Source organism: Mycobacterium sp. 1245852.3, assembly GCF_001669335.1.
In the GTDB taxonomy this organism is placed as follows: Bacteria; Actinomycetota; Actinomycetes; order Mycobacteriales; family Mycobacteriaceae; genus Mycobacterium; species Mycobacterium europaeum_A.
In genome coordinates, this window is record NZ_LZLL01000330.1 from 1 (window position 1) to 8,030 (window position 8,030).

An 8,030-nucleotide genomic window follows, 5' to 3' on the forward strand; every position below is an offset into this window, starting at 1 on the left:
GGTCCGCTCCGCCATGCAGCCGTTCTGGCGGATCACGCTGCCGTCGATCCGGTGGGGCCTGACCTACGGCATCGTGCTGACCACCGCGCGCACCCTCGGGGAGTTCGGCGCGGTCATCATGGTGTCGTCCAACCTGCCGGGGGAGTCGCAAACGCTCACGCTGCTGGTCAACGATCGCTACAACCGCGGCGCCGAGTACGGCGCCTACGCGCTGTCGACCCTGCTGATGGGCGTCGCGGTGGCGTTTCTGATCGTGAAGGCGATTCTGCTCATCCGCCGGGCGCGAGCGGCCAGGCACGCCTGAGCCGGACGCTCACATCATCGGGGGGAATGGCAGCAGCCAGGTCAGCGAAGGATCGAGGGTGCCCTTGTATTGCGGGCAGTACGAAGCCACCGAAACGCCGACGAAGAAGCCCGCTTGCTTGGCGGAGAGATTCGCCTCCTTCATCAGCCTCATCACGAGAAAGGACGAATCCTGCCCCTTGTCCAGGCCGGCGCACACCGCGTGGCCCTTCGAGATCGCGGTGCCGGGATCGGGCATGACGATCCCGTTCTTGGCGAGCGCGCCGACGAACACGTCGTCGGTTTGGTCCGCCGATGCCGGCGCCGCGCACAGCACCGCGACGGCGGCCAGCAGGCACGCGCAGGGAGGCGACACCTTCGCGCGATTTACCTGCATACGGGCCTTACCCTTCCCCGGTGGGGGTCCCTGCCACGTGTCAACACCGACCTGGTTGAACGCTAGCCGAAATCCAGGCAACCTTCTCGCTGAGGCGGTCCCCGAGGGACGGCGGCGTTCACCGTCCGGCAAACACCGTCGCGACATCACTGGCTGCATGGCGGAGCGGACCCGGTAGGGTTCAAGAGGTGTGCGGAGTCACCGGGGAGGTACGACTCGACGACCGGGTGCCCGATGTCGCGGCGGTGTCAGCGATGGCCGCCGTGCTGGCGCCGCGGGGGCCGGATGCGGCGGGTGCCTGGTCACAGGGCCGGGTTGCCCTCGGGCATCGTCGCCTCAAGATCATCGACCTGACCGAAGCGGGCGCCCAGCCCATGGTGGATGCGGAGCTGGGCCTGGCCATCGCCTGGAACGGCTGCATCTACAACTACAAGGAGCTGCGCCGCGAACTCAGCGGGCATGGCTACCGGTTCTTTTCCCACAGCGACACCGAGGTCCTGATCAAGGCGTACCACCGCTGGGGTGACGACTTCGTCCGTCACCTGTACGGCATGTTCGCGTTCGCCATCGTCGAGCGTGACAGCGGTCGCGTCGTGCTGGGCCGCGACCGCCTCGGCATCAAGCCGATGTACCTGACCGAGGACGGCCACCGGATCCGGTTCGCGTCGACCCTGCCGGCGCTCCTGGCCGGCGGCGGCGTGGACACCCGCATCGACCCGCAGGCGCTGCACCACTACATGACGTTCCACTCCGTGGTGCCCGCCCCGCTGACCATCCTGCGCGGCGTGCGCAAAATTCCTCCCGCGTCCCTCGTCGCGATCGAGCCCGACGGCCGGCGCACCACCACCACCTACTGGGAGCCGGACTTCACCCGGCGCGACGACCGTTCCGACTGGTCCGAACGCGACTGGGAGGACGCCGTGCTGTCGTCGTTGCGGGTCGCGGTCGAGCGCCGGCTCGTCGCCGACGTTCCGGTCGGGTGCTTGCTGTCCGGGGGCGTCGACTCCAGCCTGATCGTCGGCCTGCTGGCCGAGGCCGGCCAGCACGGGCTCTCGACCTTCTCCATCGGATTCGAGTCGGCCGGCGGCGTCGAGGGCGACGAATTCCGGTGGTCCGACATCATCGCCGAACGGTTCGGCACCGACCACCATCAGATCCGCATCGGCACCGACCGGATGCTGCCGGCCCTCGATGGGGCGATCGGCGCGATGAGCGAGCCGATGGTCAGCCACGACTGCGTCGCCTTCTACCTGCTCAGCCAGGAGGTGGCGCGGCACGTGAAGGTAGTCCAGTCAGGCCAGGGCGCCGACGAGGTGTTCGCCGGATACCACTGGTACCCGCCGATGGGGTCGCCGGCCGCGGCCAGCCTGGCGGGCTCGGTGGCCGAATACCGCGGCGCGTTCTTCGACCGCGACGCGGCGGGTGTCCGGGATCTGCTGGGGCCGGCGTTCTTCGCCGACGGCGACCCCAGCGAACGGTTCGTCACCGAGCACTTCGCCCGAGCCGGCGCCGAGACCGGTGTCGACCGTGCGCTGCGGCTCGACACCACCGTGATGCTGGTCGACGATCCGGTCAAGCGGGTCGACAACATGACGATGGCCTGGGGTCTGGAGGGCCGGGTTCCGTTCCTCGACCACGAGTTGGTGGAGCTGGCGGCCGGGGGGGCCGGCTGCGCCGACCAGGCCGGTGCCTGGGGCGGTGCCGCGACCGGGATGTTCATCGATTCGGTGCGGGGCGGACGCCCGGCCATGCCCTGGTGGCGGCCGACGTCGAACGTCAGCAGCGGCCCGTCCGGGTTGCCGATGTTGAGGGTCTGCCCGTCGTGGATCTCGACCACCGGCACCCGCCGGCCGTTGACGAAAGTGCCGTTGAGCGAACCGTTGTCGATCGCCAGCCACTTGCCCTGGTCGAAGCGCAGCAGCAGGTGGGCACGCGAAATCAGCGGGTGGGTGATACGCATGTCCGCTCGCAGATCGCGCCCGACTACTACATCGTGGCCCGCTGCGAAGGTGCGTTCCGATCCTTCGTGATGGACGGTTAGCGCTGGCGGGGCTGGTGCTGACATCGCCACAACTGTAGCTTGCGCCCCTGTGGATTACCGGGGAGCGCCCGCTGCCACATCGGGCGCGCCGGTGACCACGCAGTGCGTCCGGGTGTAGATCGTGGGCATGCACTGATTGCAGTGCGTGCACGCCGAATGCACCTGGTGCCCGGCGCCATCAGCGGCGATCCGGTTGATCAGATCCGGTTCGGCCAGCAGCGCGCGGGCCATGGCGACGAACTCGAATCCCTCCGCCATCGCCAGGTCCATCGTCTCCCGGTTGGTGATGCCACCGAGCAGGATCAGCGGCATCTTCAGCTCGTTGCGGAACAGCTTGGCGTCGCGCAACAGATATGCCTCGCGGTACGGGTATTCGCGCAGGAATTTCTTGCCCGTCATGCGCATGCCCCAGCTCAGCGGCGGCTTGAATGCGCCGGCGAACTCCTTGAGTGGCGCGTTGCCGCGGAACAGGTACATCGGGTTGACCAGCGAGCTGCCCGCGGTGAGTTCGATCGCGTCCAGGCCGCCGTCTTCCTCGAGCCACTGGGCTGTCCTCAGCGACTCCTCGGTGCTGATGCCGCCGCGGACGCCGTCGGCCATGTTCAGCTTGGCCGTCACCGCGATGGGCGTGCCCTCCTTTTCCACCGCGCGCCGCACGGCCATCACCATGCCGCGGGCGACCTTGGCCCGGTTTTCCAGCGATCCGCCGAACTCGTCGTCGCGGCGGTTGATCAGCGGGGACAGGAACGAGCTCGCCAAATAATTGTGGCCCAGGTGGATTTCGACGGCATCGAAGCCGGCCTCGATGGCCAGGCGGGCGGCGTTGGCGTGCCCGGCGATCACCTCGTCGATGTCTTCACGCGTCGCCTTCTTGGCGAATCGCATCCCGATCGGGTTGAAGAACCGCACCGGCGCCAGCGCCTTGGCCTTGTTGGACTTGGCGTTGGCCACCGGGCCGGCGTGGCCGATCTGCGCGCTGACCGCAGCGCCCTCGGCGTGCACCGCGTCGGTGAGCCGTCGGAACCCGGGCACGGCCTCCGGCCGCATCCAGATGCCGTTGCCCTCGGTGCGCCCGCCGGGGGAGACGGCGCAGTAGGCGACCGTCGTCATGCCGACCCCGCCGGCGGCGGGCAGCCGGTGGTATTCGATGAGGTCGTCGGTCACCAGCGCCTCGGGTGTGCGCGCCTCGAAGGTGGCGGACTTGATGGTGCGGTTACGCAGCGTTATCGGCCCGAGCTTCGCGGGGCTGAACACGTCCGGCGGGGTTGACATACCGGGAGCCTAATGGCGATCGCGAGCGCGGCGAAGCCGGGCGTGGCGGGTCGCCATCGTCGATGTCTAATGGCGATCGCGAGCGCGGCGAAGCCGGGCGTGGCGGGTCGCCATCGTCGATGTCTGCCAGACTGTCAGCGTGGGAGCAATCACGCTGGACGGCAAGGCCACCCGCGACGAGATCTTCGTCGACCTTAAACAGCGGGTGACCGCTTTGACCGCCTCGGGCCGCACCCCCGGGCTGGGCACCATCCTGGTGGGCGACGACCCCGGCTCTCAGGCGTATGTGCGGGGCAAGCACGCCGACTGCGCCAAGGTCGGCATCACCTCGATCCGCCGCGACCTGCCCGCCGACATCAGCACCGACACGCTCAACGACACCATCGACGAGCTCAACGCCAACCCGGATTGCACCGGTTACATCGTGCAGTTGCCGCTGCCCAAGCACCTGGACGAGAACGCGGCGCTGGAGCGGGTCGACCCCAACAAGGACGCCGACGGGCTGCACCCCACCAACCTGGGCCGGCTGGTGCTCAACAACCCGGCCCCGCTGCCGTGCACCCCGCGCGGCATCGTGCACCTGTTGCGCCGCTACGACGTCGAGATCGCCGGGGCGCACGTGGTCGTCATCGGCCGCGGCGTCACCGTCGGTCGCCCGCTCGGCCTGTTGCTGACCCGACGCTCCGAGAACGCCACAGTGACGTTGTGCCACACCGGAACTCGCGACCTGCCCGCCCTGACCAGGCAGGCCGACGTCATCGTCGCCGCCGTCGGGGTGCCGCACATGGTGACCGCCGACATGGTGCGCCCCGGTGCCGCGGTGCTCGACGTCGGCGTCAGCCGGGTGGACGGCAAGCTCGCCGGCGACGTGCATCCCGACGTGTGGGAGGTGGCCGGCCACATGTCGCCGAATCCCGGTGGGGTGGGCCCGCTGACCCGCGCGTTCCTGCTGACCAACGTCGTCGAACTGGCCGAGCGGGGATGACCGCGCGGACCGTGCTGCGGGCCCAGTGGCCAATTCTGTTGGTGGGCCTGATCTTTGCGACGGCCCTGGCCTTGGTGGGTGCCAACTTCTGGCGTCGCGGTTCGTTGTTGATCGGCATCGGTGTCGGCGTCGCGGCGCTGCTGCGGTTGCTGCTGTCCGAGGACCGGGCCGGCCTTCTGGTGGTGCGCGGCAAGGGAATCGACTTCATGACCACCGCGGCGGTCGGGGCGGCGATGTTCTATATCGCGTGGACCATCGACCCGCTGGGCACTCGCTAGTACCTCGGCAGCGCCGGAACCTGCCCGGGCATCGCGGGGAGCTGGCCCGCCATCCCGGGAATCTGGCCCGTCATGCCCGGAATCTGGCCCGTCATGCCCGGGATCTGGCCCGGCATTCCCGGCGGCATGGCCCCGGACAGGTTGCCGTTGGCGATGTTCGCCATCTCCTGGGGGCAATACGTCTGGATTGCGATCGTGGTGAACATGCGGGCCATCGTGGGCGACATGCCGCGGCCGGCGACGCTGGACGCGGCCGCCGCGAAATTGCCGCCCGGCTGCGACAGCATCGGGCAGATCGACTCGCCGACGGACATCGCGTTACCGGGCTCGCCGAAGTCGATGCCGGCGTGGTTGAGCGCGTCGATGAAGTCGTCGCCGTTGCCCTCCGCCCCGGCCGGCGCCGCGAACGCCGAGGCCACGGTCAGCAGGCCGGCGGCCGCGGCCAGCAGGCGGATGGTGAAGGGCTGATGGCGAAAGACCCAGATCCATTGATGAGTTCGTGCAAGTGCCTTCACGCCAGCCTCCCCGTCCGCCATGGAGTGCGTCTGAGGCACACTCGAATCACGCCTACGAACTCTGGGCCATCACTGTCACGTTTGCGACACGGTGGGGTAAAGGTTCGCACAATAAGCGTTTCGTGAGGTCGCGACCGGCGCGGCGTCGGTTATTACGCGGCCCGATTGCGCAAGGCCACTCGGCAGATCGACGCCACACTGTGATGTAACACGGGCGGCGACACCGGACTTGCGGGCGGGAGATGAACCAGAATCCGCCCCATGACGACCCGCCCGACCCACCACGAGATCTCGCGTCAGACGTTTCTTCGCGGCGCCGTCGGAATGTTGGCGACGGGAGCGGTGTTCGGCACCGCCCCGGCGGCCGCGGATCCCGCGGGCTGGGGCGGCCTTGCCTCCTCGATCGGCGGCAGCGTGCTGTTACCGGCCAACGGCGCCCAATTCTCCACCGGCAAGCAGGTTTTCAACTCGTTCTACAACGGATCCAATCCCGCTGCGGTAGTTCGGGTTTCGTCGCAGGCCGACGTGCAGAAGGCGGTCGCGTTCGCGAAGGTCAACAACCTCAAGGTCGCACCGCGCGGCGGGGGTCATTCGTACGTCGGCGCGTCCAGCGCCAACGGCACCATGGTGCTCGATCTGCGCGGCCTGCCCGGCGGGGCGAACTTCGACGGCAACAACGTCACGGTGACCCCGGCGACCGATCTGTATGCCGTACACCAGGCCCTGGCCGGCGCCGGCCGCGCCGTTCCTGTCGGCACCTGTCCCACCGTCGGCATGGCGGGGCTCGCGTTGGGCGGCGGGGTGGGCGCCGACGCCCGGCGCGCCGGGCTCACCTGCGACGCGCTGCAATCCGCGACCGTGGTGTTGCCCAGCGGCGACGTGGTCACCGCGTCGGCCAACGACAACCCGGATCTGTTCTGGGCCTTGCGCGGTGGCGGCGGCGGCAACTTCGGGGTGACCACCGCGATGACCTTCGCGACCTTCGCCACCGCGGACAGCGACCTGGTCCGGCTGGACTTCCCACCGTCGTCGGCGGTGCAGGTGCTCACCGGCTGGCAATCCTGGCTGGCCGGCGCGGACCGCAACACCTGGGGGATGGTTGATCTGTCGGTCGGCTCGGCGCAGGCGAATTGCCATGTGCTGGCGACGTCTCCGGCCGGGAGCGGCTCCGGTGTGGCCGACGCCCTCAAATCCGCGGTGGGGCTGGCGCCCGCCGCCGTGACCAACAAGACGCTGAGCCACATGGACCTGGTGACCTATCTGGCCGGTGGCGGCGCGACCAGCCCGGCGCGCGGCTTCGTGGCCGGTTCGGATGTGATCGGGCCGATGACTTCCGCTGCGGCCCATGCCATTGCGACCGCGGCCGGGCAGTGGCCGGCCTCCGGCGCGGGTCAGGCCTCGGTGCTGATCGATCCGCTGGGCGGCGCGGTCGCCGACGTCGCGCCGGGCGACACCGCGTTTCCGTGGCGCACTCAGTCCGCGGTGGTGCAGTGGTACGTCGAGCCCGCCGCCAACCAGGTAGCCGCCGCCAGCACCTGGGTGGGCGCCGCGCATCAAGCGGTACAACAGTTCTCGGTCGGCGGATACGTCAACTACCTGGAGGCCAATACCGCGCCGTCGCGCTACTACGGCCAGAATCTTTCGCGGCTGGCGACCGTCCGGCAGAAGTACGACCCCAACCGGCTGATGTTCTCGGGACTCGACTTTTAGCGAGATTAATTGCGCGAGTGTGAATCTATGGCGATTTCTCGGCCGATTTTGTCGGTGGGTGCCGTTAGTTTGGCGGTGTGGGTGATGAGCAGGATGTCGAGGCGGCGTTCGACGCGCTCGATGCCGCCTGGGATCAGGTCTGCGCGCTGAACGTCGACGCCCTGAAGCCGCGGCAACAGTTGGCGGTGTTGGCGCGCTGCGAAAAGCAGCGCCGGCGCATCCCGGCCGTCGAGCACCCCGTGATCAATTCCCTGGCCCGCCAAGCACCCTCGGTCGAACTCGGCGCCACGGTGGTCCACGCCATCGCCGAGGCGACCCTGATCAGCCGCGCTGAAGCCGCCCGCCGCCTCAACGAGGCACGCGATCTGGGCCCGCGCCACGGCCTGACCGGCGAACCGCTGGGCCCGATGCTGCCCGCCACCGCCGCCGGACAACGCGACGGCACCCTGGGCGCGGGCCAGGTCGCGGTGATCCGCAAGTTCTACCACCAGCTGCCCGGCTGGATCGACATGCCGACCCGCGAGCGGGCCGAAGCGCGGCTGGCCACGTA

7 protein-coding genes and 3 pseudogenes are annotated in these 8,030 nt (G+C 69.1%); 6 read left to right on the forward strand and 4 right to left on the reverse strand.

From position 1 onward, the window contains the following. Positions 1–304: pseudogene (locus A9W96_RS15055) on the forward strand (sulfate ABC transporter); the annotation flags it as partial. A gap of 9 nt (positions 305–313) precedes the next feature. Here the strand turns inward: A9W96_RS15055 and A9W96_RS15060 are convergent. Further along, on the reverse strand, positions 314–658 hold the full coding sequence (locus A9W96_RS15060) for a DUF732 domain-containing protein (RefSeq protein ID WP_231999691.1): 345 nt from the start codon (positions 656–658) through the stop codon (positions 314–316). Between the two features lie 209 nt (positions 659–867). Here A9W96_RS15060 and A9W96_RS15065 point away from each other — a divergent pair. Continuing rightward, a pseudogene (locus A9W96_RS15065) lies at positions 868–2,337 on the forward strand (N-acetylglutaminylglutamine amidotransferase); the annotation flags it as partial. On the opposite strand, the pseudogene A9W96_RS30450 reads toward A9W96_RS15065, so the two are convergent. Both A9W96_RS30450 and A9W96_RS15070 read right to left on the reverse strand, forming a co-directional pair. Next, a pseudogene (locus tag A9W96_RS30450) lies at positions 2,283–2,744 on the reverse strand (FHA domain-containing protein); the annotation flags it as partial. The pseudogenes A9W96_RS15065 and A9W96_RS30450 sit on opposite strands and share 55 nt — an antisense overlap. A gap of 30 nt (positions 2,745–2,774) precedes the next feature. Then, complete coding sequence (locus tag A9W96_RS15070; RefSeq protein WP_067140854.1) at positions 2,775–3,992, reverse strand: NADH:flavin oxidoreductase; 1,218 nt, start codon at positions 3,990–3,992, stop codon at positions 2,775–2,777. A gap of 139 nt (positions 3,993–4,131) precedes the next feature. Between A9W96_RS15070 and A9W96_RS15075 the strand changes: the two genes are divergently transcribed. Continuing rightward, the gene (locus A9W96_RS15075) at positions 4,132–4,977 is read left to right on the forward strand and encodes a bifunctional methylenetetrahydrofolate dehydrogenase/methenyltetrahydrofolate cyclohydrolase (protein ID WP_066872123.1); all 846 of its coding nucleotides are present in this window, start codon (positions 4,132–4,134) and stop codon (positions 4,975–4,977) included. Then, the gene (locus tag A9W96_RS15080) at positions 4,974–5,255 is read left to right on the forward strand and encodes a DUF3017 domain-containing protein (RefSeq protein WP_066872126.1); all 282 of its coding nucleotides are present in this window, start codon (positions 4,974–4,976) and stop codon (positions 5,253–5,255) included. Before A9W96_RS15075 ends, A9W96_RS15080 begins: the two co-directional genes overlap by 4 nt. Here A9W96_RS15080 and A9W96_RS15085 read toward each other — a convergent pair. Beyond that, a complete protein-coding gene (locus A9W96_RS15085) occupies positions 5,252–5,770 on the reverse strand; it encodes a DUF732 domain-containing protein (protein WP_066872132.1) in 519 nt (172 codons plus the stop codon). The two genes, A9W96_RS15080 and A9W96_RS15085, sit on opposite strands and share 4 nt — an antisense overlap. A gap of 261 nt (positions 5,771–6,031) precedes the next feature. Here A9W96_RS15085 and A9W96_RS15090 point away from each other — a divergent pair, with 261 nt between their 5' ends. Then, positions 6,032–7,480 (forward strand): FAD-binding oxidoreductase, encoded by a 1,449-nt coding sequence (locus A9W96_RS15090; RefSeq protein ID WP_067140856.1) that lies wholly within the window; start codon positions 6,032–6,034, stop codon positions 7,478–7,480. Positions 7,481–7,557: 77 nt separating this feature from the next. Continuing rightward, a partial coding sequence (locus tag A9W96_RS15095; protein ID WP_156765256.1) for a DUF222 domain-containing protein occupies positions 7,558–8,030 on the forward strand: 473 nt, incomplete at its 3' end.

Excerpts from the sequence above, each read along its gene's own strand:
- A9W96_RS15070 (WP_067140854.1), bottom strand. The coding sequence starts at position 3,992 with ATGTCAACCCCGCCGGACGTGTTCAGCCCCGCGAAGCTCGGGCCGATA.
- A9W96_RS15080 (WP_066872126.1), top strand. The coding sequence starts at position 4,974 with ATGACCGCGCGGACCGTGCTGCGGGCCCAGTGGCCAATTCTGTTGGTG.
- A9W96_RS15090 (WP_067140856.1), top strand. The coding sequence starts at position 6,032 with ATGACGACCCGCCCGACCCACCACGAGATCTCGCGTCAGACGTTTCTT.